This window comes from Ruegeria sp. CDSC068, from assembly GCF_059610545.1.
On sequence record NZ_JBXWNV010000001.1, the window covers coordinates 390,681 to 416,553 of the forward strand.

General features: G+C 57.8%; 22 protein-coding genes. 9 read left to right on the forward strand and 13 right to left on the reverse strand.

Annotation, left to right across the window (positions count from 1 at the left end; genetic code table 11):
* Positions 1 to 124 precede the first annotated feature (124 nt).
* Positions 125 to 2,077 (forward strand): 4Fe-4S binding protein, encoded by a 1,953-nt coding sequence (locus AC2FID_RS01850; RefSeq protein WP_496835129.1) that lies wholly within the window; start codon positions 125 to 127, stop codon positions 2,075 to 2,077.
* On the opposite strand, the gene AC2FID_RS01855 is transcribed toward AC2FID_RS01850, so the two are convergent.
* The gene (locus AC2FID_RS01855) at positions 2,071 to 2,907 is read right to left on the reverse strand and encodes a c-type cytochrome (protein WP_496720042.1); all 837 of its coding nucleotides are present in this window, start codon (positions 2,905 to 2,907) and stop codon (positions 2,071 to 2,073) included. The two genes, AC2FID_RS01850 and AC2FID_RS01855, sit on opposite strands and share 7 nt — an antisense overlap.
* A gap of 24 nt (positions 2,908 to 2,931) precedes the next feature.
* Between AC2FID_RS01855 and AC2FID_RS01860 the strand changes: the two genes are divergently transcribed.
* Genes AC2FID_RS01860 through AC2FID_RS01870 form a run of 3 tightly spaced genes read left to right on the forward strand, consistent with a single transcriptional unit; the run spans position 2,932 to position 5,164 of the window.
* On the forward strand, positions 2,932 to 3,993 hold the full coding sequence (locus AC2FID_RS01860) for an Mrp/NBP35 family ATP-binding protein (RefSeq protein WP_496835131.1): 1,062 nt from the start codon (positions 2,932 to 2,934) through the stop codon (positions 3,991 to 3,993).
* Positions 3,990 to 4,685, forward strand: a complete 696-nt coding sequence (locus AC2FID_RS01865) for a biotin/lipoate--protein ligase family protein (RefSeq protein WP_108858843.1) — start codon at positions 3,990 to 3,992, stop codon at positions 4,683 to 4,685. The genes AC2FID_RS01860 and AC2FID_RS01865 overlap by 4 nt, the downstream gene beginning before the upstream one ends.
* On the forward strand, positions 4,685 to 5,164 hold the full coding sequence (locus AC2FID_RS01870; RefSeq protein WP_058278168.1) for a DUF6505 family protein: 480 nt from the start codon (positions 4,685 to 4,687) through the stop codon (positions 5,162 to 5,164). The genes AC2FID_RS01865 and AC2FID_RS01870 overlap by 1 nt, the downstream gene beginning before the upstream one ends.
* A 3-nt stretch (positions 5,165 to 5,167) precedes the next feature.
* Here the strand turns inward: AC2FID_RS01870 and AC2FID_RS01875 are convergent, their stop codons facing one another.
* The 8 genes from AC2FID_RS01875 to acs all read right to left on the reverse strand — a co-directional run bounded on the left by AC2FID_RS01875 (position 5,168) and on the right by acs (position 14,587).
* Positions 5,168 to 5,668 (reverse strand): flavin reductase family protein, encoded by a 501-nt coding sequence (locus AC2FID_RS01875; protein WP_058278169.1) that lies wholly within the window; start codon positions 5,666 to 5,668, stop codon positions 5,168 to 5,170.
* Positions 5,669 to 5,757: 89 nt separating this feature from the next.
* The gene (locus AC2FID_RS01880) at positions 5,758 to 7,170 is read right to left on the reverse strand and encodes a 3'-5' exonuclease (protein WP_496835133.1); all 1,413 of its coding nucleotides are present in this window, start codon (positions 7,168 to 7,170) and stop codon (positions 5,758 to 5,760) included.
* Between the two features lies 1 nt (position 7,171).
* Positions 7,172 to 7,690 carry a hypothetical protein gene (locus AC2FID_RS01885; protein ID WP_058277703.1) on the reverse strand — a complete coding sequence of 173 codons (519 nt, stop codon included), beginning with the start codon at positions 7,688 to 7,690 and terminating at the stop codon, positions 7,172 to 7,174.
* 46 nt (positions 7,691 to 7,736) lie between these two features.
* Complete coding sequence (locus AC2FID_RS01890; RefSeq protein WP_496835135.1) at positions 7,737 to 9,560, reverse strand: DUF294 nucleotidyltransferase-like domain-containing protein; 1,824 nt, start codon at positions 9,558 to 9,560, stop codon at positions 7,737 to 7,739.
* Positions 9,561 to 9,671: 111 nt separating this feature from the next.
* Complete coding sequence (locus AC2FID_RS01895) at positions 9,672 to 11,456, reverse strand: sodium:solute symporter family protein (protein ID WP_058273825.1); 1,785 nt, start codon at positions 11,454 to 11,456, stop codon at positions 9,672 to 9,674.
* 5 nt (positions 11,457 to 11,461) lie between these two features.
* Positions 11,462 to 11,746, reverse strand: coding sequence for a DUF4212 domain-containing protein (locus tag AC2FID_RS01900; protein ID WP_108859095.1), 285 nt, complete (start codon positions 11,744 to 11,746; stop codon positions 11,462 to 11,464).
* Positions 11,747 to 11,931: 185 nt separating this feature from the next.
* Positions 11,932 to 12,615 (reverse strand): adenylate kinase, encoded by a 684-nt coding sequence (locus AC2FID_RS01905; RefSeq protein WP_496766660.1) that lies wholly within the window; start codon positions 12,613 to 12,615, stop codon positions 11,932 to 11,934.
* A 7-nt stretch (positions 12,616 to 12,622) separates the two neighbouring features.
* Positions 12,623 to 14,587 (reverse strand): acetate--CoA ligase, encoded by a 1,965-nt coding sequence (gene acs, locus AC2FID_RS01910; protein ID WP_496835138.1) that lies wholly within the window; start codon positions 14,585 to 14,587, stop codon positions 12,623 to 12,625.
* Between the two features lie 427 nt (positions 14,588 to 15,014).
* Between acs and dctP the strand changes: the two genes are divergently transcribed.
* The 3 genes from dctP to AC2FID_RS01925 all read left to right on the forward strand — a co-directional run bounded on the left by dctP (position 15,015) and on the right by AC2FID_RS01925 (position 18,131).
* Positions 15,015 to 16,031: a TRAP transporter substrate-binding protein DctP gene (gene dctP, locus AC2FID_RS01915; RefSeq protein WP_496835140.1), complete on the forward strand. Its 1,017-nt coding sequence runs from the start codon at positions 15,015 to 15,017 to the stop codon at positions 16,029 to 16,031.
* A 63-nt stretch (positions 16,032 to 16,094) separates the two neighbouring features.
* Positions 16,095 to 16,724, forward strand: coding sequence for a TRAP transporter small permease (locus AC2FID_RS01920; protein WP_058273821.1), 630 nt, complete (start codon positions 16,095 to 16,097; stop codon positions 16,722 to 16,724).
* 3 nt (positions 16,725 to 16,727) lie between these two features.
* Positions 16,728 to 18,131, forward strand: a complete 1,404-nt coding sequence (locus AC2FID_RS01925) for a TRAP transporter large permease (protein WP_058273820.1) — start codon at positions 16,728 to 16,730, stop codon at positions 18,129 to 18,131.
* A gap of 52 nt (positions 18,132 to 18,183) precedes the next feature.
* On the opposite strand, the gene ocd is transcribed toward AC2FID_RS01925, so the two are convergent.
* The 3 genes from ocd to rocF are packed head-to-tail and all read right to left on the reverse strand — an operon-like array spanning position 18,184 to position 21,074.
* Complete coding sequence (gene ocd / locus AC2FID_RS01930; RefSeq protein ID WP_472723595.1) at positions 18,184 to 19,227, reverse strand: ornithine cyclodeaminase; 1,044 nt, start codon at positions 19,225 to 19,227, stop codon at positions 18,184 to 18,186.
* A 6-nt stretch (positions 19,228 to 19,233) separates the two neighbouring features.
* On the reverse strand, positions 19,234 to 20,154 hold the full coding sequence (gene ctlX / locus AC2FID_RS01935) for a citrulline utilization hydrolase CtlX (RefSeq protein WP_496835142.1): 921 nt from the start codon (positions 20,152 to 20,154) through the stop codon (positions 19,234 to 19,236).
* On the reverse strand, positions 20,154 to 21,074 hold the full coding sequence (gene rocF / locus AC2FID_RS01940) for an arginase (RefSeq protein WP_496835144.1): 921 nt from the start codon (positions 21,072 to 21,074) through the stop codon (positions 20,154 to 20,156). The genes ctlX and rocF overlap by 1 nt, the downstream gene beginning before the upstream one ends.
* An 86-nt stretch (positions 21,075 to 21,160) precedes the next feature.
* Between rocF and AC2FID_RS01945 the strand changes: the two genes are divergently transcribed.
* Both AC2FID_RS01945 and mprF read left to right on the forward strand, forming a co-directional pair.
* Positions 21,161 to 21,589, forward strand: coding sequence for an Lrp/AsnC family transcriptional regulator (locus AC2FID_RS01945; protein ID WP_058277712.1), 429 nt, complete (start codon positions 21,161 to 21,163; stop codon positions 21,587 to 21,589).
* A gap of 98 nt (positions 21,590 to 21,687) precedes the next feature.
* Positions 21,688 to 24,297: a bifunctional lysylphosphatidylglycerol flippase/synthetase MprF gene (gene mprF / locus AC2FID_RS01950; RefSeq protein WP_496835146.1), complete on the forward strand. Its 2,610-nt coding sequence runs from the start codon at positions 21,688 to 21,690 to the stop codon at positions 24,295 to 24,297.
* A gap of 3 nt (positions 24,298 to 24,300) precedes the next feature.
* Here the strand turns inward: mprF and AC2FID_RS01955 are convergent, their stop codons facing one another.
* Positions 24,301 to 25,863, reverse strand: a complete 1,563-nt coding sequence (locus AC2FID_RS01955) for an efflux transporter outer membrane subunit (RefSeq protein ID WP_496835148.1) — start codon at positions 25,861 to 25,863, stop codon at positions 24,301 to 24,303.
* Positions 25,864 to 25,873 lie beyond the last annotated feature (10 nt).

The following is a 25,873-nucleotide window of genomic DNA, read 5'->3' on the forward strand; positions in this document are numbered from 1 at the left end:
TTTGTTTATTGTAAAGAAAGGGGTTTCCGTGGCCAAATGGCCCGCTGTCCCAAAGGGTTTACATTCCAGCAACGGGGATACAGCCTGCGATGCGAAGAGGTGGAGAAGTATCCGGGGGAGGATCATGGGCACCAAACTACTTTTATGCGACTGCGCCGGGTCTCAACCTCTGAATTCCGACAAGATCGGTTCGGCCTGCGAGATGGAATGTTCCAAGGTATTCACAGCGCTTTGCACGCGAGAGTTGGAAGCGGCGGCCGCGGAGATACAACAGGGGGACACCATCATTGCCTGCGGACAAGAGCAGGAGGTGTTTCAGGCCCTGGCCGAAGAACTGAATGTGGACGCCCCGGGCTTTGTTGATCTTCGTGACAGGGCCGGGTGGTCTGATGAGGGCGCGGATGCGGCCCCCAAGATGGCCGCCCTGGCCGCCGAGGCCTTGTTGCCGCAGCCGGTAACGCCCAGCGTAGACGTCTATAGCGAAGGCACATGCCTGATCATCGGTCCCGGCGATGTCGCATTTGCACTTGCTGAAAAACTGGCCGTCACACTCGCGGTTTCAGTACTGGTCACGGATGAGGCTGAGCCTATGTCGCGCGCGTTCGACGTCGTGCGCGGTCGCATCAAATCGCTGAACGGTGCATTGGGTGGGTTTACCCTGCAGCTTGACGCGTTTCAGCAGCTTGAGCCCGGCGGTCGCGGAGCTTTTAAGTGGACAGAGGCACGTGACAGGGCACAATCGGGCTGTGACATCGTTCTGGACCTGGCCGGCGACACACCCTTGGTTCAGGCCCCGGCCAAGCGCGAAGGCTATCTGCGGGCTGATCCCAAAGATCCATTGTCCGTCGAACGGCTGGCATTTGAGGCGGCCCAATTGGTCGGCACCTTCGAAAAGCCACTTTATGTACGGATGGAAGAAACGCTGTGTGCCCATTCACGGGCTGAACAGGTTGCTTGCACGAACTGTCTGGATATCTGTCCGACAGGGGCGATCACACCTGCGGGCGAGCATGTTGAAATCGATCCAATGATCTGCGCCGGGTGTGGAGAATGCGCGGCGGTTTGTCCGTCAACTGCGATCACCTACGAAGATCCGCCGGTTTCGGCGTTGCTGTCGCGGATGCACATCCTGGCGCGCACCTATCGGCGGGCCGGTGGAACCGCGCCACGCTTGCTGGTGCATAATGCCCACGGGGCCGAGATGATCCGACTGGCCGCCCGTTTTGGACGTGGTTTGCCTGCCGATGTGATCCCACTGGAGCTAAGTGTGATTTCAGGATTTGGCCATGCCGAGATGCTGGCTGCTTTCGCGCATGGTTTCGCGCGAGTGGACGTCTTGCTATCCCCAACGACCGAGCGCGATGCGTTGGACCGTGAACTGGCCTTGGCGCAGGCAATAGCGGGGGCGAATGCCCTGGGGTTGTTGGATGAGGCCGACCCGGATGCGCTGTCTGATGTCCTTTATGCCCAAGATGTCCCTCAGCCATTGGCCGACCCGGTGCTGCCATTGGGCAACCGCCGCCAGATCGCCCGTTTGGCTGCGCAGGCACTGAACCACAAAGCTGAAGAGCCGCTGCCCTTGCCGGAAAACGCGCCCTATGGGGCGATCGCTGTCAACACGGATGCCTGTACCTTGTGCCTCAGCTGTGTGTCGCTGTGCCCGTCGGGTGCTTTGATCGATAACCCGGACAAGCCGCAATTGAACTTCCAGCAGGATGCTTGTCTGCAATGCGGGTTGTGCAAAGGCATCTGCCCGGAGGATGCGATTGCTCTTGTCCCGCAGCTTGACCTGAGCGATGCAGCCCTGTCTCAGCAGGTGTTGAATGAAGAGGAGCCGTTCGCTTGTGTAGAATGCGGGGCACTGTTTGGAGTTAAGTCCACCGTGGAACGGATCATGGAAAAGCTTGCGGGTACACATCCGATGTTTGCCTCCTCAGACAAGGCGCGGATGATCCAGATGTGTGACAATTGCCGCGTAAACGCACAGTTCCAGCAAGAGGACAACCCGTTCCAGTCTAACCCGAAGCCTCGTGTCGTTACGACCGAGGATTATTTCTCAAAACGAAAGGATCACTGAAGCTGTAAGGGCGCACCCAAGTCCGCTGCAGTTATGACCGAGACAAAGGCAAGGATGGCTTCCAGGTCATCCAGCGTCATCTCGACGGGATAGATGGGCGATGGACGCTGTGGATCAAACGGAGGTGTCAGCCCGTCGATTTGTGTGAAGGAGGGGTGCGGGTTGAGGGCGAAGAACGCCTCGAACCGTTCTGACCAGTCCGGCATGGCGCGCAGCACCGCGAAAGAGGGGGTCGAACCCAGACCATTCATCCGGTTCTTGGGCCCGATCACATGGCACCGGCCGCAATGGGTCATCGACAATTCCTCGCCGCGCAGCGTATCGCCGTCGATCACTGTTTCGGTTTTCACGGCCGCGATATCGAAGCTGGCCGAGAAAGGCGGGCCTTGCTCTGGCGCATAGCTTTCTACCGTCCGTTTTCCGATATCGGACAGCAGCCAGTCGCGGAATCGCTCATGTTTGGCGTCCTCTTCGATCCGAAGGTGATAGATCACACCGTCGCGCGCGAACACAGGATCACCCGGAGGGGCGGTTTCCAGCACCAAAACGCCGGCATCATCTGCAATAACCCGGATCCCGGTCTTGAGAGAAAAGCGAGGAAGGATATGTTGCAGCAGACCAGAGCTAGCAACCTCGTCCGGCGCGGCAAGACCAATCGCCTCTTGCGACCAAGAGGGGGTGGCAGAGAGCGTCAGGCTCAGGCACAAGAGGACAAAGCGCATGCCACAGCCTAACGGCACGGCACCAAATGCGTCAAATGAACTGAATGAGACGGAGACACGTGCAATGAACGGCAACCACAGCTTGTCGATACGCAGAGCCCTGGCCACCGGGTTCCAAAAGGAGAATGACGCATGAGTGTTCGTGACGCAGTTCTTACAAACCTGAGAAAGATCACCGACCCCGTCTCTGGACAGGACATCGTCAGCGCTGGAGTTGTTCGCGCGCTGAACGTCGAAGGGGACACTGTGCGCTTTGTGCTTGAGATCGACCCCAAGCAGGCCGAGCAGATGGAACCCGTCCGTGCCGCAGCCGAACAGGCCGCAAAGTTGGTCGACGGTGTTTCCACGGTCTCGGCCATGCTGACCGCACATTCCGAAAAGGCACCGCCAGATCTGAAGCCGAAACCGAAACCCTCGCAGACTGGTCCGCAAGCCGTGCCGGGTGTGGACAGAATTATCGCTGTGGCTTCGGGCAAGGGCGGCGTTGGCAAGTCCACGGTTTCTGCCAACCTGGCTTGTGCCTTGGCGGCCGAAGGGCGACGCGTGGGGCTGTTGGACGCAGATGTCTATGGACCGTCGCAACCGCGGATGCTGGGTGTTTCGGGCCGTCCGGCCAGTCCTGACGGCAAAACGATCCTGCCATTGCGCAACCACGGCGTCACCATGATGTCGATGGGTCTGATGACCAATGAAGGTCAGGCCGTTGTCTGGCGTGGCCCGATGCTGATGGGCGCGCTGCAACAGATGATGGGTCAGGTGCAATGGGGCGCGCTGGATGTTCTAATCGTCGACCTGCCGCCCGGCACAGGTGACGTGCAGCTGACGTTGAGCCAGAAGTTCAACGTGGACGGCGCCATTGTTGTCTCGACTCCTCAGGACGTGGCTCTGATCGATGCCCGCAAGGGGATCGACATGTTCAACCAGCTCAAGACGCCCATCCTTGGGATGATTGAGAATATGTCGACGCATATCTGTTCGAACTGCGGGCATGAAGAACACTTGTTCGGCCATGGCGGCGTAAAGTCCGAGGCCGAGGCGCTGGGCGTTCCTTTGCTGGGTGAAATCCCGCTGCATCTGGATATCCGGGTTGCCGCTGATGGCGGTGCACCGATCGTGGTCAGCAAGCCCGACAGTCCGCAAGCCGAAGCGTTTCGCCAAATTGCGCGCGGTATGATTGCCAAGGGCAACGCATGAACGAGCCGGTCTTTCCCCCTTTGCTGACGGGCCACCCGGTGCAGGGTGGGGAAGACCCGTTCGAGCGCGCGCAGGCCATGGCTGCGCTGGGCTGTGATGGCGGTACCGTGGTTTATAACATTCAGGCCGATCGTCTGCGTGTGGCCATCGTTTTTGCCCCCGAGGTTGTCTTGCGCGATGCGATGGCAATGGTGCCGCTTTGCGCTGTTGGGTTCCAGAACGCGCTGGGCGCGCTAGCTCCGCCTGAGGTCGCGGTTCATCTGGGGTGGGACGGGCTGATATGTGTGAATGGGGCCAAATGCGGAATGTTCCGTGCGGCAGCTTCGGATGCAGATCCAGAAGCAGAACCGGATTGGCTGATCGTCGGTTGGGATTTGGCGCTGCTGCAAACCAGTCAGGCACCGGGCGAAAACCCGGATGTCACCGCACTTTACGATGAGGGCTGCGCGGATGTCTCGGCAACGCAGCTTGTCGAAAGCTGGTCGCGGCACATGATGACATGGCTGAACCGCTGGCAAGAGGACGGCAACGCGCCTGTGCACGGAGAATGGATAGGCCTGCTGCGCGGAGTAGGAGAGCCCTTCGGTGAAGCGGGCGTGTTTCTGGGAACGGATGAACGGTTCGGCATGCTGATCCGGCAAGGTTCAGATACACAGCTTCACCCGCTGACGGAATTGTTGGAGAACGGATGATGAAACTAGCGCGCGCAATCCATTTCGACGAAAGCGACATGAATGTGTTCCACTCCCCGGCGCGAACCGGGGAATGGTGCATTTCGGGCGGATTCGAGTTCTCAAATTGGGGCGAAGGCGATCTTGAAGGCAAAGCGCGTCAGGCTTTTGCGAATGGCTGGTTAGGCGTGGAAACCTTTGGGCGGGTGACATTCGTCGCGGTCACGCAGGTGGAACAGGCCGAGCTGGATCAGATCGCGCAGAGCCTTGCTGAACACTTTGTGCAGCTTTACGGGGCACCGTCGGTCGAGGCCGCCATGGACGTCGCACGGGCCGAGATCGCCCACATGTCCGAGCTGTGTGATGAGCATAACCCAAACACGCTGCTGACCGTCTCGCGTGAGCTGTCAGACGCCGGAGTGCGTGAGGCTTTCCGTGTGATCACGCCGCAAGAGACTCAGCTAGAGGCTCTGGCCGTACATGGGTCATTGGACGAATAACCGTCAGATCAGATCCGCAAAGCCGCCAAATTGACCGCGCTTAAAGATCAAACCTTTGCCGGTGCGGTACATGACCTTTTGAACCTCACCAACAATGATCAGGTGATCCCCCGCATCGTGTTGGGCGTGCACCTGACAATCGAACCGCGCCAGACAACCGGATAATTGGGGCCGGCGCGCCGGGTCGTGGGCCCATTCCGCGTGCGAAAAATCCTTGCCGTCGCGAGCAAAGCGCAGGGCCTGTTCCTGTTGATCCTGTCCCATCACGTGGATCGAATAATGTCGGCTGGTGTTGAAATCGTCGAACCGGTTAGAGTCTTTGGCCAAGCACCACAAAACAAGTGGCGGGTCCAGCGATACCGACGCGAACGAGTTGACCGTAATGGCTCGAGGGCCCTGATCGGTGTTCGTGGTGATCACCGTCACACCGGTTCCGAAACACCCCAACGCTTCGCGAAAAGCGGTGCTTTGATCCGGGGTTGGAGTGAATTGTTTTTCCGTCATTGCGCGCTAATCCCGTGGCCGTGCCTCAGGTGCCACGACGCGCGGGGTTTGTCCATGAAAAGCTGCGTCCGGTATGCGTGTTTTCTGAACTAGTTCAGGTCTTCCAACAGACGGCCATGTTGGCGCGTTGCCTCAACGACTAGGCCAAAGGTTGTCATGCCGCGCGCCTGCAGCATCGGTAGCATTCTGACCAGCGCTTCGGCGGTAGCAACCGCATCACCCAGGGCGGTATGGCGCAGTTGTTCGGGGATGGTGATTTCCAACCGTTCGCACAGAGCATCCAGCGTGTGTTTATCACTTGCCCCGAACAGCACGGCAGACAATAGAACCGTATCCAGAATGGGGTGATCCCAATCGACATCCATGCGTTTTGCATGTCGCCGCAAAAAGGCCATGTCGAATGGCGCGTTATGGGCCACGATCACTGCATTGCGGGCGAATTGATGCAGCGCGCGCCCGGCCTCTGCAATGTCAGGCGCACCCTGAACCATGCGATCGCTGATCTTGTGCACCTTGGTCGAGGCCGGAGGGATCGGGATGCCAGGATCAACCAGCATGTCCAGCTGCTCTCCGTCCACGATGCGCCCGTTGACAACCCGCACAGCTCCGATTTGAACGATTTCGTCCTTGTGTGGCAGTAGTCCGGTGGTTTCGGTGTCAAACACGACGAAACACAAATCCTGCAGAGCTAGGTTTTCGACGGTCTCGTCCGTCGACGTGTTCAGCAAGTCGAAGTCATACACCAAAGGCCGTGCGGCTTCGGGTGCGATGTTCGCGGCACTGTCCTCGAAGATCAGCATGTATCCGGGTGCGCCGCCAAGGGGCTTCATGCGCGCGCGGTAACTCTGCGTACCATCGACGCTGGTTAGCGTGCAGGCGACCTCAAGCCCGGTCTTCACCAGTTTGGCATGAGCCTCCTCCAGCGGATTAGATTGCAGGTACTCAAACAACGAGGCATTCAGCCGGGGATGCGCAACCTGTGCCAGAACCTCGGCCGCCTGACCATCGTACAAAACGATCTTGTGTGTTGGGCTCGCCAAAAGCATCGCAACTGGAATTTCGGTCAGTAAGGCCGTCAGACGGTGTTTTTCTGCCGCCAGATGTGCCGTCTCTTCGGCCACGGCCTGTGCTACGTCCATGGTTTTACCGGACAATTGGTCGGCCAGTCCGGCCGCGGCTGGTGCCAGATCACCCAGATATCGCGCGGCCTGTGTGTCCAATTCGGTGCTAACTCCGGCATGTGCGCGGGCCCTAAGTTGGGCGGATATCCGTTCGATTGGCTTGGCGACATTGTCGTCGAATAATAACCAAACCGCCGCAGTCAAAGCCAGAAAGCCAAAACCCATCAGGATTTCGGCAAAGATGAATGAATCAAGCAGATCAGGATCAGCAACGCGTCGATAGCTGATCCACAGCGCCAGAGAGCTGACGGTCAGAGCGCCAAAGGCCAACAGGCAGAAGAACAGGAAAATGCGCAGACGCAGGCTTAACCGGTTCAGCATGTCACACTCCGCAGGTTGCCTCGACGATTGGGTCACTGGCGGTGACGTCGATCCAGTCGGCGTTCAGCAGCCGCCCGTCATCCGCGAATTCTGCCCCATCCGCAAGATTGGCGCGGCTGAACTCTTTGCAGTTGACCACGACCGGCAGTTTTGAGACCGGGGCCCAGCGACCAAAGAGATACAGTTCCACCAACCGTTGTTCGGGAACCTGTTCATTGGTGCGCACGGAACCGGCATCAATGGCGGCAAAGCGGTCCACGAAGGGCACGGCATAGGTCCAGGGGCGATAGAAGGCGCGGCTTTCGACCTCTTGAATGACGGTCATACCTTCGGGAAGAGTATCGCGTGTGCGGTCGTACCAGGAATATTCACTGGTAATCGTCATGCCGATCATACCCAGACCAGCGGCAACGGGCGTCATCCAGCGGGGCAGGCGGCCACCCGTCACTTTGTTTAGAACCATTACGATGCCGGCAAAGGCAAAGCCTGCAAATATGGTGCCGATCAGTTCCAGAAACATGTGACTCTCCGTATGTCTGGCGTAGTCGCCAATAGTTATTGCCGCTTTAGCCCAGCATTCCCTTGCCGTGACCTACTGCCGATTGCATGGTTTTTACCACAACGAACGCATCCCGAAGATGACTTCGCTCAAAATCTGACAGGTCCGAGGGCGGCAGGAAATTGTCCGGCTTTTGATCGCCCTTCACAAGCCTGACCTGATGCTCAAGGCGGGTTTCTGCGATCAGATCATACGCATCCAGCAAATCCCGCGCGCCCGAGGGGCTGAGAATACCGCCAGATGCGGCTGCTTTCAAACGCGCCCGAGTATTGGCTTCGGTCAACTGGCCCTGAAGGCTGTAGATCCGCGCAAGGTCAACGACTGGGACCACTCCGTTATGTTTGAGGTCCAGCGTATTGCGATGTTCACCAGACCGGATGGTCGCAAACCCGCGCAACAGACCCAACGGAGGCGTATGTTTTAGCGAGTTCGAGATCATGTGCGCCACAAAGATCGAGTTTGCGTTGGCCGCTGCCAGTGTCTCGGCCTGCAGATCGTCGAACAGGTGAAAGGCCCCTCCGATAGGGCGCAGGTCGAACATGACTGAGGCCAGCATCTGCGCCTCGGGGTTCGGTTTGGCGATCCATCCGTTGAAGTAGTCGCGCCAGACGCGCACCGGCTGACACCATCGTGGGTTGGTCGCCATCATGTCGCCCGGGCAATAGAAATATCCGCAGGTGTCCAGGCCATCCGAGACGTATTTGGCAAGCTCGGCGAAGTACTTCATATCGGCATCGGTCACGCTGTTGTCCAGCATCAGACAGTTGTCCTGATCGGATACTCCGGTTTGTTCTTGCCTCCCTTGCGACCCACAGGCCAACCACAGATAGGGAACGGGTGCTGGGCCCAGCTTGTCCTCGGCCAAAGCCAACAGTCGGCGGGTTGCTGTGTCTGCAATATCCGTTATCAGCCGTGTCACGATCTCGTGCCGGTTTCCGGCAGCCACAAGTTGCACCAGAAGCTGCGGGATTTCAGCCGTTACCATCGCCATTTGATCTGCCGAGTCCGCTTGAGCGATCCGGCGGACAAGCTCTGCCGAATTCACCGCCTGATAATGGGTCAGGTCCGTCTGAGTCACAATTCCAACAAGGCGCCCGCCTTCGCTGATCGGGATATGACCTATCCCGCGTTCCATCATCACGTGCAGAACGTCCGATCCAATGTCAGATGGCGACAGGGTGATTGGGTTCGCTGTCATGATCGCTGACACCGGCGTCTCTGCGGGCATGCCATTGGCTACGTATTTGCCCGAGATGTCGCGCAAGGTGGCGATGCCCAGCAGGTTATCCGTTTCGGTGACGCACAAGGATGAAATGTGCTTGTCACGCATGATCCGGGCGGCTTCTTGAACTGATGTGTCCGGTGGGCAGGTTGCAGGGTTATGCGCCATAAGAACGTCAATCGCGCTGGTGGCCAGGCTTTGCGGGCCGGACCGGTTCGAACGGGTCCGGTTGAAGAATTTCGAAACGACGTCATGCCCATCGATCAACTCGCGCACCAGATCTGGCGGCAGGACCAGCAAAACGGATGGCGTATGCGCGCGCGCCTTGGTCGCGGCTTTCCCGTCTTTCAGTAGCCCACGCTCACCAAACGAATTGCGCAGACCAAGATGAGATACCACGGCGTCATTCTCATCGGTGATTTCAACGTGCCCTTCATAGATCACGAATACGCCGGGCAGGGTGTGCCCAAGTTCGTACACGGCAAAGTCTTCCTCGACCTCCCAAACCTCGACCTGATTGGCGATCTGATCCAGTGTTTCTGGGGGCAAGGCATCATAGGGGTGGACGGATTTCAGGAACCGGGTGATTTCGTCATGAGACAGGGGCATCGTACAGTCCTGTGATTCCGGTTTTGAAAAATCCCGCCCGGTGGAATGCCGGGCGGGAACAGTCGGTCGAAAGACGCGGCACATGGAAGTTAACCATATGCCGCATCATGCTCACTTGTTCTGAGCTGCGCCAGCGCCACGGGGAATGCGGACGCTTTCGACCAATTCAACGATCTCCGGCGGAGTCTCTTTGGTCATTCCGGCGACGACGTAAGCGACGCCGAAGTTGATCATTGCACCGATGGCGCCGAACGAGGTCGACTTGATCGGACCCAGCAGCGGGTCAGCATCAGTGAACGAGTTGGTGCCCGGAATGAACAGCCAGCCCTTGTGCAGGAAGATGTAGACCAGGGTTACGGTCAGACCAGCCAGCATACCTGCGACAGCACCGGTGTTGTTGATACGGGTCGAGAAGATCCCCATCATCAGCGCCGGGAAGATCGAGGCAGCCGCCAGACCAAAGGCCAGGGCCACGGTTTGCGCCGCAAAGCCCGGTGGGTTCAGACCCAGATAGGTAGCGACGACGATGGCCACAGCCATTGCGATACGAGCGGCCAGCAGTTCTCCTTTTTCTGAGATTTGCGGGTTAATCGCACCTTTGACAAGGTCGTGGGACACCGCCGACGAGATCGCCAGCAACAGACCCGCAGCGGTCGACAGAGCAGCCGCAAGACCACCGGCAGCGACCAGACCGATCACCCAACCCGGCAGGTTGGCAATCTCGGGGTTGGCCAGAACCAGGATGTCGCGGTTGAACTTGGTCAACTCGTTTCCGACCCAGCCTTTTTCTTCCGCAAGTGCCTGCATGTCGGCGTTCTTGTCGTTGTAGTACTGGATCTTGCCGTCGCCGTTCTTGTCTTCCCAGTCCAACAGGCCGGTTTTCTGCCACGTCTGCATCCAGTCATAGCGGGGATCATTGTCGATATCCTCGACCGAGACAGCGCCACCTTCGATGCCACCATTGGGCCACATCATGTCGGTGATGTTCAGACGCGCCATAGCACCAACAGCAGGGGCGGTCAGATACAGCAGAGCGATGAAGACCAGCGTCCAGCCAGCGGACCAGCGGGCATCCGACACTTTCGGCACGGTGAAGAAGCGCATGATCACGTGCGGCAGACCGGCGGTGCCGATCATCAGCGACAGCGTGAACAGAACCATGTTCAGTGTGTTCGAGTGGTGGGCTGTGTATTCGTTAAAGCCCAGCTCGGTCACGATCGCATCCAGCTTGGTCAACAGAGGCTCACCGCTTGCCGTGTCGCTGAACAGACCCAGCGCCGGAACCGGCGTACCGGTCAGCTGCAGCGAGATGAAGATCGCCGGGATTGTGTAGGCGGTGATCAGGACGCAGTACTGAGCGACCTGAGTGTAGGTCACGCCTTTCATCCCACCGAACACTGCGTAAGCAAACACGACACAAGCACCGATCAGCAGACCAGAGGTGTTCGATACCTCGAGGAAACGACCAAAGGCCACGCCCACACCGGTCATCTGACCAATAACATAAGTCACCGAAGCAACGATCAGACAGATCACAGCAACGATACGTGCGGTCTGGCTGTAGAAACGGTCGCCGATGAATTCCGAGACGGTGTATTTGCCGAACTTACGCAGATAGGGGGCAAGCAACAGTGCCAGCAGCACGTAACCGCCGGTCCAGCCCATCAGGAAGGTCGAATTGTCATAGCCTGTAAAGGCGATCAGGCCCGCCATCGAGATGAACGAGGCCGCAGACATCCAGTCTGCCGCTGTCGCCATACCGTTGGTGACCGGATGAATGCCGCGACCGGCGGCGTAGAATTCCGATGTGGAACCCGCACGGGCCCAAATCGCGATGCCGATGTACAGCGCAAAGGACGCGCCGACAAAGAGCAGGTTAATGGTAAACTGGTCCATTCCGCTTACTCCTCATCCACGCCAAATTCGGCGTCCAACTTGTTCATGCGCCAGGCGTAGTTGAAGATCAGCACCAGAAAGACCAGGATTGATCCTTGCTGAGCGAACCAAAAGCCCAGATCGGTGCCGCCAACTGCAATGCCGGACAGCAATGGACGCAGCAGAATGCCGAATCCAAAAGACACCAGCGCCCAGATCACGAGGCTGATGTAGATGAGACGCAGGTTCGCCTGCCAATAGCCCTTGTCGGCCTCGGCAGTCTGCGCGGAGTGTGTTGATTGATCCGCCATTGCGGGTTCCTCCTTCGCTTCTTCCATGGGCGACCCGTTGTCCAAAACCTCCAACGCGCGGGGTCGCTTTTCGAAATGCCGAATGCCAGCTTGGCATCAGGCACGACTTCTCTGGTCCGCCAAGGCGGGTCCATTGAAGCTTTCCTTTTAGGAATTCGACCCTTGTTCAGGGCGGGCCGGTTTCCTTAGTTCATCGCGTCGCTGACGATCCTTTCCAGATTGCCTGCGATGTCGTCGATATTGCCCATGGCGTTCAGACCTTTCAGAACGCCATGGTCTTGGTAATAAGTAATCAAAGGCGCGGTTTGTGCGTGATACGCCGCCAGCCGCGAGGCAACGGTTTCGGCGTTGTCATCGGCACGGCGCTTGAACTCGGTGCTGCCGCACTTGTCACACTTGCCTTTAACAACAGGGACCTTGAACGTGTCATGGAACCCTTCGCCACATCCGGCGCAGGTGTAACGGCCCGAGATACGGATCACCATTTCACCATCTTCGACTTCAAGGCTGATGGCGGCGTTGATCTTCTGCCCGGTTTCCGAAAGTAGCCCATCCAACGCCTCGGCCTGAACCGTGGTGCGAGGAAATCCGTCCAGAATGACGCCCTTGGCGCAGTCCGGTTCAGCTAGGCGATCACGAAGGATCGCAATGACGATGTCGTCGCTGACCAGATCACCAGCCTCCATCACGGCTTTTGCGGCTTTGCCAGCATCGGTTTCGGCCGCAACTGCCGCACGCAGCAGGTCGCCAGTGCTGAGTTGAACCAGCCCGAACTTGTCTTCAAGCATACGGGCCTGTGTTCCCTTCCCGGCACCCGGAGGGCCGAGAAGGATCAGAACAGCGGGTGTGGTGATCGTGGCAGCGTCCATCACATCCTCACTTGTTTGCACGGTTTTCGATCAGGTCTTCGACCACCGACGGATCGGCCAATGTCGAAGTGTCGCCCAATGCGCCAAAGTCGTTCTCGGCGATCTTGCGCAGGATACGGCGCATGATCTTGCCGGAACGGGTCTTGGGCAGACCGGGTGCCCACTGGATCACGTCGGGCGACGCAATCGGGCCGATCTCGGTCCGGACCCAGGTGCGCAGCTCTTTCAGCAGCTCATCCGACGGCTCGCGGTCATTCATCAGAGTGACATAGCAATAGATGCCTTGCCCTTTGATCTCATGGGGGTATCCGACCACGGCGGCCTCGGCCACGGCGGCATGCGCTACAAGCGCGCTTTCAACTTCGGCGGTCCCCATACGGTGGCCCGAGACGTTGATCACATCGTCAACGCGACCGGTGATCCAGTAATCACCATCCTCGTCACGACGGCAGCCGTCACCGGTGAAGTAGTAACCTTTGTAGTCCGAGAAATAGGTCTTTTCGAACCGTTCATGATCACCCCAGACGGTGCGCATTTGGCCGGGCCAGCTGTCCTTGATACACAGAACACCTTCGACGCCGTTGCCGTTGATCTCGATGCCTGATTGCGGGTCCAGCACGACCGGCTGAATGCCGAAGAATGGTTTCATCGCAGCGCCCGGCTTCATCGCGTGAGCGCCGGGCAGGGGGGTCATCAGATGACCACCGGTCTCGGTCTGCCACCATGTATCCACGATGGGGCAATTGCCTTTGCCGACTACCTCATTGTACCAGTTCCAGGCTTCGGGGTTGATCGGTTCGCCCACGGTGCCCAGTAGTTTCAGGTCGCTCAGATCATGCTTCTCGACCCACTCGTTGCCTTGCCCCATCAACGCGCGGATCGCGGTTGGTGCGGTATAGAACTGGTTGACCTTGTGCTTGGCGCATACCTCCCAGAACCGGCCCGCGTCGGGGTAGGTAGGGACACCTTCGAACATCAGAGTAGTCGCGCCGTTGGCCAGCGGGCCATAGACGATATAGCTGTGGCCTGTGACCCAGCCCACGTCAGCAGTGCACCAATACACATCGCCCTCGTGGTAATCGAAAGTGATCTCATGGGTCAGCGATGCGAAAACCAGATAGCCGCCAGTGGTATGTACCACACCCTTGGGTTGTCCGGTCGAGCCGGAGGTGTAGAGGATGAAAAGCGGGTCTTCGGCGCTCATCTCAGCAGGCGCGCAGTAGTCATCGGCCTCAAGCGCCAATTCGTTGTAATCATAGTCGCGGCCGTCGATCCATGTGGTCTGACCACCAGTGCGTTTGACCACCAGGCATTTCACCGTGTCTTTGCAGTGCAACAGGGCGGCGTCCGCATTGGATTTCAGCGCAGTCTTGCGGCCGCCTCGCGGGGCCTCGTCGGCAGTGATGACAACCTTTGCGTCGCAGCCATTGACGCGCGCCGCCAGAGCGTCTGGTGAAAAACCCGCAAAGACGATCGAATGGATCGCGCCAATGCGCGCGCAGGCCAGCATGGCATAGGCGGCCTCGGGGATCATCGGCATATAGATCACGACGCGGTCGCCCTTACGCACGCCCAGCGATTCCAGAATGTTTGCCATCCGGCAGGTCCGGCGGTGCAACTCAGCATAGGTGATGTGCTGCGTTTCGTCTTTTGGATCATCCGGTTCCCAGATGATCGCAGTTTGATCGCCGCGGGTTTTCAGATGGCGGTCCAGGCAGTTGGCCGAAACGTTCAGCGTGCCGTCTGCGTACCAGTTGATTCCGACCGAGCCGAAATCATAGTTTACATCTTTGACTTGTGTGTAGGGCTTGATCCAGTCGATCCGCTTGCCTTGTTCGTCCCAGAACGCGACGGGATCGTTGATCGAAGCCGCATACATCTCAGTGTATTTTTCAGCGTTAACATGCGTGCGGGCCACGGTTTCGGCGGACGGCGGAAAGGTATTGGCTTCTGCCTGGGCAGCGGTTGTCATTCTGAGGCTCCTCCCTCTGGATCATATTGAATCAGACCGATTTTGCCTGCTGAACTGGCGATGTCGATCTGTTTCCTCCTTATGCGCAATAATACGGAGAGCTGAAAACAAGGAAATAAATTACCGATTTATCACGATTAGTTTGTAAATTATTTTTTTGGCTCGAAGTGGTTTTGTAAAGAAAGAGATCATCATTGGGAATAGTGGTGCCTTTACATAGCTTTGGCTGTAATGAAAATTTGTGCAGAAATAAGCCGCCCGATTACAACTAAATTGCATCTGAGACTCACCTTTCGGTTGTTAGCGCTCAACGGTGCCATTCCTTACTGGCCATGAATGCTGACCGGGGGTTGGCACATTCCGATGTTGGCGCTAGCTTTGATCGCAAGCGCCTCGGTAAGGGGGTGCAGCAAAGGGAGAAATCAGTATGAAAAAGATTTTGAGCGGCTCTGCTGTGGCCGCCTTGTGTGTTGCGTTCGTGTCCGAGGCAGCCGCAACTGAATGGAATGCTTCGGTCTGGGGCAAACGTCGTGCGTTCACCGAGCATGTTGAGAAACTGTCTGAGTTGGTCAGCGAAAAGACCAATGGCGATTTCACAATCAATGTCAGCTATGGCGGCCTGTCCAAACCGCGCGAGAATTTGGATGGAATCGAAATCGGCGCATTTGAGATGGCGCAGTTCTGTGCCGGGTATCATCGTGACAAAAACCGCGCGATCACCGTTCTAGAGCTGCCGTTCCTGGGCGTTGACAACTTGGACGAGGAAGTTGCCGTCAGCCACGCGGTTTACGATCACCCAGCCGTCAAGGATGAGATGGCGCAGTGGAACGCGCGTATCATCATGACCTCACCCATGCCGCAGTACAACATTGTTGGAACCGGCGACCCGCGTGACGAACTTGCCGAGTTCGAAGGCATGCGTGTCCGCGCCACAGGTGGTCTGGGCAAGGCATTCGAAGCGGTCGGCGGTGTTCCGACCTCGGTTCCTGCAACCGAGGCCTTTAACGCAATGGAGTCCGGTGTCGTTGACACGGTTGCCTTTGCTCAGCACGCGCACCTGTCTTTTGGCACGATCAACGAAGCGGATTGGTGGACGGCCAACCTAAACCCCGGCACTGTGAATTGCCCGGTTGTGGTCAATATCGATGCCTATGAGGCACTGCCGGCTGAGCATCGCGAGGCGCTGGACAGTTCGATCGACGAAGCGATTGATCACTATCTGGCCAATTATGGATCGCTGCTGGATCAGTGGGACAGTGTTTTGGACGAAAAGGGCGTCGCAAAGGTACAGATCGATGATGCGGTAATCGCAGAGTTCCGCACCAAAGCGGCCGATCCCATCCGGGCACAGTGGATTGAGGATATGTCCGCTCAGGGTATTCCTGCGCAGGACCTGTATGATCTGGTCCAGTCCACGCTGGAACAGCAACGTAGCGGTAACTAAGCACAAAATCCGGATGCCCATCGGGGCATCCGGACACCAATAAAAATACAGGGGAACACCGCAATGGCAGGACAGGCCACGGTGCTTGAAGACAACAGCCTCCTGAGTTCTTTGGACCGTAAGTTGTTGCGGTTAGAGCGGTTTCTGGCTCTGATCAGCGGCCTTGCCGTGTTCAGTCTTATGGTTCTGGCGGTGGTCTCGGTCAGCGGACGCAATGCGATTAACGCACCTTTGCCAGGATATGTCGACTGGATCGAACAGGCGATGCCGCTGATTGCATTTCTGGGCATTTCATATGTTCAGCGCGATGGCGGTCATATACGGATGGACATTGTCATCTCACGCCTGCACGGCCGGGCGCTGTGGCTGTTCGAGCTTATTTCGGTTCTTCTGATCCTGGTGCTGATGCTGGCCTTGGTCTGGGGCAGTTGGTCCCATTTTGACCGCTCGTTCGACTTTGGCGCGCCGATGTGGAGCCGGGACAGTTCAATCGACATCGGTATCCCGCTTTGGCCGGCCAAACTGCTGGCACCTGTGGCGTTCTCGGTGCTTTGCCTACGGCTGCTGCTTCAGGTTTGGGGATATGGTCGCGCGCTGATCGTAGGGGCCGAAAGCCCCGTAGCCGTTCCACTGATACAGGATGCGGCTGCTCAGGCCGCTGCCGAAGCCGAACAATTCGAAGGGCAGGACTAACGCATGGACTCGATAGAGATTGGCCTGTGGGTCACGGGTGGCCTGCTGGTTCTGGTTGTGACCGGAATGCGCGTGGCCTTCGCGGCGGCTCTTGCGGGGCTAGTCGGGTTGGTTTGGATTTTCTGGGCCAAGTTTGGATACGATCCTGATCGCTTCGGCAAAGCATTAACCGTCGCGGTCAAGACGGCGGGGCAGGTGCCCCATTCCAAGGTTGCGGCCCATACACTCAGCCTGATCCCCACCTTTATCCTGATCGGTTATCTGGCCTATTATGCTGGCCTGACGCGCGCGTTGTTCGAGGCCGCTAAACGTTGGGTTGCGTGGGTGCCCGGAGGGCTCGCGGTTTCGACTGTGTTCGCCACAGCCGGGTTCGCGGCCGTTTCTGGCGCGTCGGTGGCGACCTCGGCTGTGTTCGCCCGGATCGCTATCCCCGAGATGCTGAAAGTCGGTTACAACAAGCAATTCGCAGCCGGAGTGGTCGCAGCGGGCGGTACACTGGCCTCATTGATCCCGCCATCTGCGATCCTTGTGATCTATGCCATCATCGTAGAACAGGATGTCGGTAAACTGCTGCTCGCCGGGTTTATCCCCGGTGCATTTTCGGCCGTTGTGTACGGTCTGCTTATCGTCGGCATCGCGGTTGTATTCAAAAACGTTGGTCCACCGGTAACAGGTTTCACCTGGAAACAGCGTTTTGCGTCACTGCCGGGCGCCTTTCCGATTGTCGCTGTAATCCTGATCATCATTTGCTTTGTCTATAACCCGTTTGGAGAAAAGGCTTGGGGCACTCCAACCGAAGGCGGGGCTATCGGTGCCTTCATCGTCTTCTGTTTCGCCCTTTTCCACGGAATGCGGTGGCCCGAACTGAAGTCGGCGCTGCTGGAAACTGCCAAACTAACCGCGATGATCTTCACGATCATCTGGGGGGTGCTGATCTACGTACGGTTTCTGGGGTTTGCCGATCTTCCGGGCGCGTTCTCGGACTGGATCACTTCGTTGGAAATGTCGCCGATGCTGATCCTGATCTGTATCCTGCTCGCCTATGCGGTCTTGGGCATGTTCATGGATGCCATCGGGATGCTGTTGCTGACATTACCGGTCGTCTATCCAGCGGTCATGGCCCTGAACGGGGGGGAGACGGTCAGTGCCGCCGAGAGCGCTTTTGGCATGTCAGGTCCGATGTGTGCGATCTGGTTTGGTATTCTGGTGGTGAAAATGGCCGAGTTTTGCCTGATCACGCCTCCTATTGGCCTGAATTGTTTCGTCGTTGCCGGGGTGCGCCCGGATCTGAGCGTTCAGGACGTGTTCAAGGGCGTAACCCCGTTCTTCATCGCCGATGGCGTGACGATCGCGCTGCTCGTAGCGTTTCCCGGTATCGTACTCTACCTGCCGTCATTGGCTGGGTAGAAAAAGCCCCCGGTGGTGAACCGGGGGCCAGTCGACGTGAAGTGCGGGTTCTTCAGCTCGCCCGCATCAGCATTCCATACAGATCCCGCGGATCATCCGGATCTGCCAACATGTCCAAAGGTTCAAAGAAATCAGTGCCTTTGATGGCAGACTGGACGTAGCACAAGGCCGAGAAATCCTCGATCGCGAAGCCAACGCTATCAAAAAGAGTGATCTGTCGGTCGTCGCGCCGGCCTTTGGCCTGACCGGTCATGACCTGCCACAATTCGGTCACTGGGTGATCCTCGGCCAAGGCCTGAATCTCGCCCTCGATGCGTGTTTGTTCCGGGTATTCGACAAAGATGCCCGAGCGTAGCAGAATATCGCGGTGTAGTTCGGTCTTGCCGGGGCAATCACCGCCAATTGCATTGATGTGGACGCCCGGTCCGACCATGTTGTCGGTCAGGATTGTTGCGTTTTTCTTATCTGCGGTGCAGGTCGTGATGATCTGAGCACCTTCGATGGCGTCCTCGGGTGTTTTGCAAAGCACGACCGTCAGCCCGGAATTCTTGAGGTTTGCCGCGCATTTTTCGGTGGCCGCATGATCGGTATCGTAAAGGCGCACAGTGTCGATCCCGCACATGGCCTTGAACGCCAAGCATTGGAACTCGGACTGAGCCCCATTCCCAATCATCGCCATGACGCGCGATGACTTGGGTGCCAGATAACTGCCGACAAGGGCCGAGGTTGCCGCCGTGCGGAGGGCGGTTAGCATCGTCATCTCGGTCAAAAGCGTAGGGTAGCCGGTATAGACGTCGGCCAGAAGGCCAAAGGCTGTCACGGTCTGCAGGCCCTCGGACGTGTTCTTGGGGTGCCCGTTGACGTATTTAAACCCGTAGGCCTCACCATCCGAGGTTGGCATCAGTTCGATTACGCCATGGGGAGAATGCGCCGGAATGCGAGGGGTCTTGTCAAAGCTCTCCCAGCGTTTGAAGTCGGATTCAATCTGAGCCGCGATCTGAGTGATCATCTTTTCAAGCCCGATATGGTGCACCAGCCGCATCATGTTGTCGACGGATACAAAGGGCACAAGCGCCTTGTCAGAAGGTTGCATCATGGTCTCCTATCGGCGGGAAAGGTGGATACCGGCGATCATGCAACGTACTGATCCTCCGGCTGTTTCAATGGTTGGAACCGACAACGGCAGCAGAGTGGCGCTGTCTTCGATGATGTCGGTCTGTTGGGGCGTCAGCGCATCTTTGGCGCGGCTGGAAAGAGCTAGCACGAGCCCATCACGACCACTAAGCTCGATGGTGTTTCCAGCAAAGTTTGCGATCTGGTCATGGGACAGATCGATTACGGTGCGACCGGATTCTTCCAATCGCGCCTGCACGGTCGCGCGGCGTTCGGCATCGAGTATCATGTCGAGGCAGATCAGTGCGTAATGCGTGCCGATTCCCATCAGGACATTGGTGTGATAAACGTCTCGGCCTGCGTCGTCCCTAGCTTCGAACGCGATGGGTTCGTAGTTGAAGTTCGTGCAGAACCGCTCCAACAAAACGGGATCAGCGCGGTTTGACTTGACCGTGTAAGCGATGCGGCCGACGTGATCGAGAACCATTGCTCCGGTACCTTCCAGTGCGAGATCGTCCTGTTCCAGCCCCGAATAATCGATCACGTCCTGAACGCGGTATTCCTGTTTCAACAACTCGATAACATCTGTGCGGCGTTCGCGTCGACGCGACGGAACAAACATCGGATAGATTGCAATGTGTCCGCCGGGATGCGTCGAGAACCAGTTGTTGGGAAAGACACTGTCCGGCGTGTTTTGTTGGCCGTGATCATCAAATACATGAACTGTGACGCCTGCATCGCGCAGTTGTTCGACTGCACGATCATGTTCATCGCGCGCGGCTGCTGAAGTCGCTTCGGCGGATCGATGTGCCAGTGTCTGAAACGCATTGTCATGGCGAGTCTCTGGGTTCGACACAAACTCATGCGGTCGAACCATGACAACAGCGGAAGGAGATTGAAGGGAATTCATCAGAAACTCCGGGTCGGGCGGTCGAAGATGCGGCGGCCCAACAGGGACGCGGCCAGATCGACCATCAATTTTGCGGTTCGTCCACGTTCATCCAGAAACGGGTTCAGTTCGACCAAATCCAGCGAGCAGACGAGGCCGCTTTCGTGCAGCAGTTCCATCGCCAGATGGGCTTCGCGTTCGGTCGCGCCGCCAGGAACAGTGGTGCCAACGGCGGGCGCAATTGAAGGGTCCAGAAAGTCGACGTCCAGCGAGACGTGCAGGATACCGTTTGCTGCGCGTACTCGGTCGAGGAACGCGATCAAAGGTGCCTTGATACCGTGCTCATCAATGCTGCGCATGTCTGCCAGCATGGCCTGATCCTGTTCCAATCGTGCACGTTCTGCCGGATCCACGGAACGCAAACCAATCATGCCTACTCGATCCGTTGGAATCGGTGCAGCCAGCGCAGGGAATGCGTCAAACCCGGGTTGCCCGGTGAAATAGGCAACCGGTGTGCCGTGCAGGTTGCCGCTGCCGGTGCTGTCAGGTGTATGAAAGTCGCTGTGCGCGTCCAGCCAAAGCACGAACAGGGGGCGACCCATCCTGTCTGCATGTGTTGCCATCCCGGCAACTGTGCCCATGGACAAAGCGTGATCGCCGCCCATAAAAATTGGCAGTCCGTTCGGCGCGGTTTCCTGTGCGGCGCGGCTCAGGGCGCTGGTCCAGCCGATGCACTCGGGCAGCGCCACAAGGTGTGGATGCTCCGGTACATCTGACGGATCGGCGCTGACATTGCCGATATCCGACACTTGGTGCCCGAGGTCAGTCAGAGCTTGTTCCAGACCGGCCACCCGGTAGGCGTCCGGGCCCATGCGGCACCCCTGACGACGCTTACCTGCGTCCATTGGTGCGCCAACCAATATTACATTTTGCGTATCCATATGACTATCTAGACCCTCGTGATGGCTTGCGAAAAGACAGCAAAATGTTCAAAATGGCATTCGGATAAACGAAATGAGAAGCAGTCATGGACGATTTGGATAGCAGGCTGCTCAGCGCCTTGCACCGGGATGCACGGGCGTCCCTGTCCGAACTCGCCGAAACGCTGGGTGTTACGCGCACTACGGTTCGCAGCCGCCTGCAGCGCCTCAAACAGTCCGGTGAAATTGTTGGGTTCACGGTACTCACCCGTCAGGACGTGGCGCAAAGCCCGGTGCGCGGCTTGATGATGCTGGAAATCGAAGGCCGCGGAACCGAGCGCACGATGGCCCGAATTGCCGCTATGCGCCAGGTGCGTGCTGTTCACTCCACAAACGGAAGCTGGGATCTGATCGCCGAAATCTGGACCGAAACACTGGCCGAGCTGGACGAGGTGCTGTTCCAGATTCGCCGTATGGAGGGGATCACTAAGTCCGAGACCAACCTGCTGCTGTCCACCCGCAAAGGTCGGTTGTGACGCCCGTAGTGCTTTGAGCCTGAACGAAAATGTGCAAAAGTCGGCTTGCGCGTTTCGATCGTGCAGAGTGTGATTGAGCCTGAGAGCAGGGACAAAGCATGGCAACTCATGAAAATGTCGAAGAACTCTGGGCTGTACGCCTGGCCGAACGGGTTTCGGGGTTTCTTGAAAAGCCCCTTGTCCGGATCGCGATACCGATTCTGGTCACGCTTATTGCCCTGACCGTCCTGCACGAGCTGTCTTCGCACGTCAAATGGGCTGATGTAAAAACCGACGTCGCGAATACATCGTGGAAATTGATGTTTTTTGCCCTGTGCTGGACGGCAGTCAGCTTTTTGTCACTGTCACTTTACGATGTATTTGCCGTGCAAAGTGTGGCAGATGGCGAGGTCCCTTTGCCTGTCGCAGGCATGGCTGGCGCCTGTGGTTATGCCGTGTCGAATTGCCTTGGGTTTTCCTACATCACCGGCACGGCGATCCGGTATCGGATCTATGCCTCTCTGGGTCTTGATCTGGGTCGGGTCGCGGGGGTGATCGCCACATCCTGGATCGCCTTCTGGTCAGGTTTCATTCTGCTTTTGGGTGGGTTGCTAACCTTTCATCCGGATGGCGTGTCCAAGGTTCTGCCCATAAGTGACACCGTCGAAACCGTGATGGGGCTGTGCCTGCTTGTGGGTTTCGCGACGCTGTTCATTTGGCTTTCCAAGGGTGGACGCAGATTGGCCACCGGCGGTTTGGGCTTCAATTTGCCGGGCGGCAAGTTGCCGGGATTGCTGACGCTGGCGGCTGTGGGCGACCTGTTTGGGGCGTCCATGACGCTGTATGTGTTGATGCCAGATGACCTGGGGGTTGGGTTTCCGTTCTTCTTCACCGTTTACATTGGCGCTATTGCAGTCGGAATCCTCAGCCACGCTCCGGGCGGAATTGGCGCGTTTGAGGCAACTTTAATCGCCGGGCTAGGGGCCTCGGGTCGGTCTGATGTGATCGCCGCCCTTTTGCTGTACCGGTTGATTTATACCTTCTTGCCGTTCGCCATCGCGACGCTGTCCATCGCGGTGGCTTCGGCCCTGACGAACCGACATCACATCAGCGGAGCCGCCACGTGGGTTTACCGCGTGATCCGTCCGATTGTGCCGATGGTCGCGGCCGGTGTCGCAGCTGTGGCGGGTGTCATTCTGCTGGTGTCCGGGGCGTTGCCTGCAGGCAGCGAGAAGCTTAGCGCATTGCGGGACTTTCTGCCTTTGTCCTTCGTTGAAGCTTCGCATCTTGCCGGAAGCGCTGTCGGAGTTCTACTGATCCTTGTTTCACGCGGCCTGTTCCGCAAGCTGTACCGCGCATGGATAGTGGCCATGCTGCTGATGGTTGCCGGGTTCGTCGCATCGCTGACCAAGGGTCTCGATACGCACGAAGCGATCAGCATGTTGGGCACAATCGCCTTACTGGCCACGTTTCGCGGGGCGTTTTACCGCGTCAGCGGGGCATCGATATTCCGCCTGAACATCCCGTGGCTGGTCAGCGTGGTCGCCTTGCTTTTGGTCGTCTTTTGGGTCGGGCTGTTTTCCTATTCGCATGTCGAATATCAGAACGCTTTGTGGTGGGAGTTCGCGTGGAACGGTGACGCCTCACGCTTTTTGCGATCCAGTCTTGTGGTGGCGGTTATTCTTGGCGTGGTGGCCGTGAATTCTTTGTTCGGGCGCGAGGTTCCGGAACCGGTCCGAACGGAGATCCCCGAGGTTGTTGAACGTCTGGTCATGGAAAGCGAAGACACCGAGTCGCAGATTTCACTGACCGGCGACAAGCAATTCCTGATTTCACCGGACGATGACGCATTTCTGGCCTATGCCGACACAGGCAATGCACTGATCACCAAGGGGGAGCCGGTTGGGGATGAAACAGCCGGAAAGCAACTGATCTGGCAATTGCGCGAAATGGCGGACCGTGAGGGCAAGTTGTGCGCTTTCTACAGCGTATCAACTAAGTACCTGCCGACGTTTCTGGATCTGGGCCTGTCTATTCTGAAGATCGGAGAGGTCGCGCGCGTGCCGTTGAAAGATTTCTCGCTGGACGGCAAATCTCGCAAGCGGTTCCGTCAGGCCAAGAACCGGGCCGAACGCGAAGGTTACGTATTCGAGATCATACCGAAGGACAAAGTGGGTCCTGTGTTGCCCGAATTGCGCAAGATTTCAGACGATTGGCTGGAGCATAAGGCTGGTGAGGAGAAGGGGTTCGCCTTGGGCGGGTTTGACGATGAATACCTGTCCTATTTCGATTTCGCGGTGCTGAAGAAGGCAGATACGGGAAAGATCGTCGCCTTCGCCAACCTCTTCCAAGGCGGGAACAAGTCCGAATTGTCGTTGGACCTGATGCGGTATGAGCCGGACGGGTCGAACTTTATCATGGACGCCTTGTTTGCCGAGATGATGACCTGGGGGGCAGAGCAGGGGTTCCATTGGTTCTCGCTAGGAGCGGCACCGTTTTCGGGAATTGAGAACCGGCAACTGGCGTCTTTCTGGAACCGCGTGGGAGGGTTCGTATATGAGCACGGCGAGCAGTTCTATCACTTCGAAGGGCTGCGATCCTTCAAGCAGAAGTTCGATCCGGAATGGAGCCCGAATTACCTCGCCAGCCCCGGTGGTCTGGCAGCACCGCGTATTCTGTACGAGGTGAACATCCTGATTTCAGGCGGTTTGCGCGGGCTGACGAAGTAACACTCAGTTCAGACTGGCGCGGGTTGGGGTTTTCTCCAGCAGATCGCCCCAATCCGTGCGATATGCCATTTCGGCCAGAACGGTTTCTGGTAGGAATTCCTGGTTCTGCCGGATCTGCCAACCGCCACCCAATCCCTTGTAAACCGCAACCAGATTGCTGGAAACCTGCTGGCGGGCCTGAATCAAATTAGCCTGAGACCGCAGCAGGGCCGTTTGTGTGTTCAGGATACGCGAATAGCTGGCAATTCCGTCCCGATACTGGTCGATGGCGATATCAGCCGCTTTGCGCGAAGCCGCGACGCTTTTTTCATAGAAGCCAACTTGCTTGCGAGATTGGGCATAGGCCACCATCGCGCTTTCAACCTCGGAATAGGCGGTCAGGACAGTGTTCTGGTAATTGGCGATCAACGCCTGATAGGCCGCATCCTGCGCGCGGACGTTGTTTTTGATCCGGCCATAGTTCAGCACGTTCCAGACCACACCGGCATTCGCGAGCCCGGTGTTGCTGCCTGCTGAAAACAAATCCTGCCCGCCCGAGGCCTGCAGGCCGATAGCACCCGACAAGATGAATTGCGGATAAAGGTCGGCCAAAGCGATCCCGACCTGCGCTGATTGCGTGGCCGCTGCCAGCTCGGCCGCGCGAACGTCTGGGCGGCGGCGCAGAAGCTCGGCGGGGACACCGACGGACACATTCGTACGCGCCGAGGGGATCCGCCCGGAATTGCCTAGTAGGCTGGTCATGCGGGACGGCGTGGTTCCCAACAGCACGGCCAAAGCATTTTTGGCCTGTTGAAGATCACTTTCAATCTCTGGCACCAAGGCCTTGGTATTGTTCAACAGGGCCGTGGATTCCTGCACGTCCAGCTCGGTTGTCACGCCATTGTCAAACCGCAATTGGGTCAGATCTGCGGATTCCTGTTGCAACCGGATGTTGTCGCGCGCCACGGCCAGCGACTCCTGCAAGGCACGGATGTTGACATATAGCGCCGCAACATCGCCGGTCAGGGTGACAAGCGCGTCATCATAATTGGCCACTTGCAGCGCAAGATTGGATCGCGCGGCCTGAACGCCACGACGTTGCTGGCCCCACACGTCCAGTTCCCATTGGGCATCAAAGCCGACCTGCGAGGTCGAAAACTCGGTGTCCAACGGAATGATCCGGCGGATATCGGAAATCGGTCCGAGGTTGTCGCTGACCTGACGGCGTTCAATGGATGCGCCGATGGCCTGTGATTGCGGATAAAGCTCGCCAAACGCAATGCCCAACTGCGCGCGTGCCTGCAGAACGCGCGCACCGGCAACCTGCAGATCAAGGTTCTGGGCATAGGCTTCGGCTATCAGTTTGTTGAGAGTGGGGTCATTGAAGGTCTGCCACCATTTCACCACCGGAGCGCTGCGCGAGGTCAGACCGCTTTGACCAGTGCTTGGGCTATTGACCTCGATCCATTGCTTCACGACCGGAGAGCTTGGGCGCACGAAATCCGGGCCAACTGGTGCGCAGCCGACCAGCAGCGCGGCGCATAGGGCTGTACCCATCAGTCGGCGGTATAATCTGGCCCGGGTCATCATATGCGTC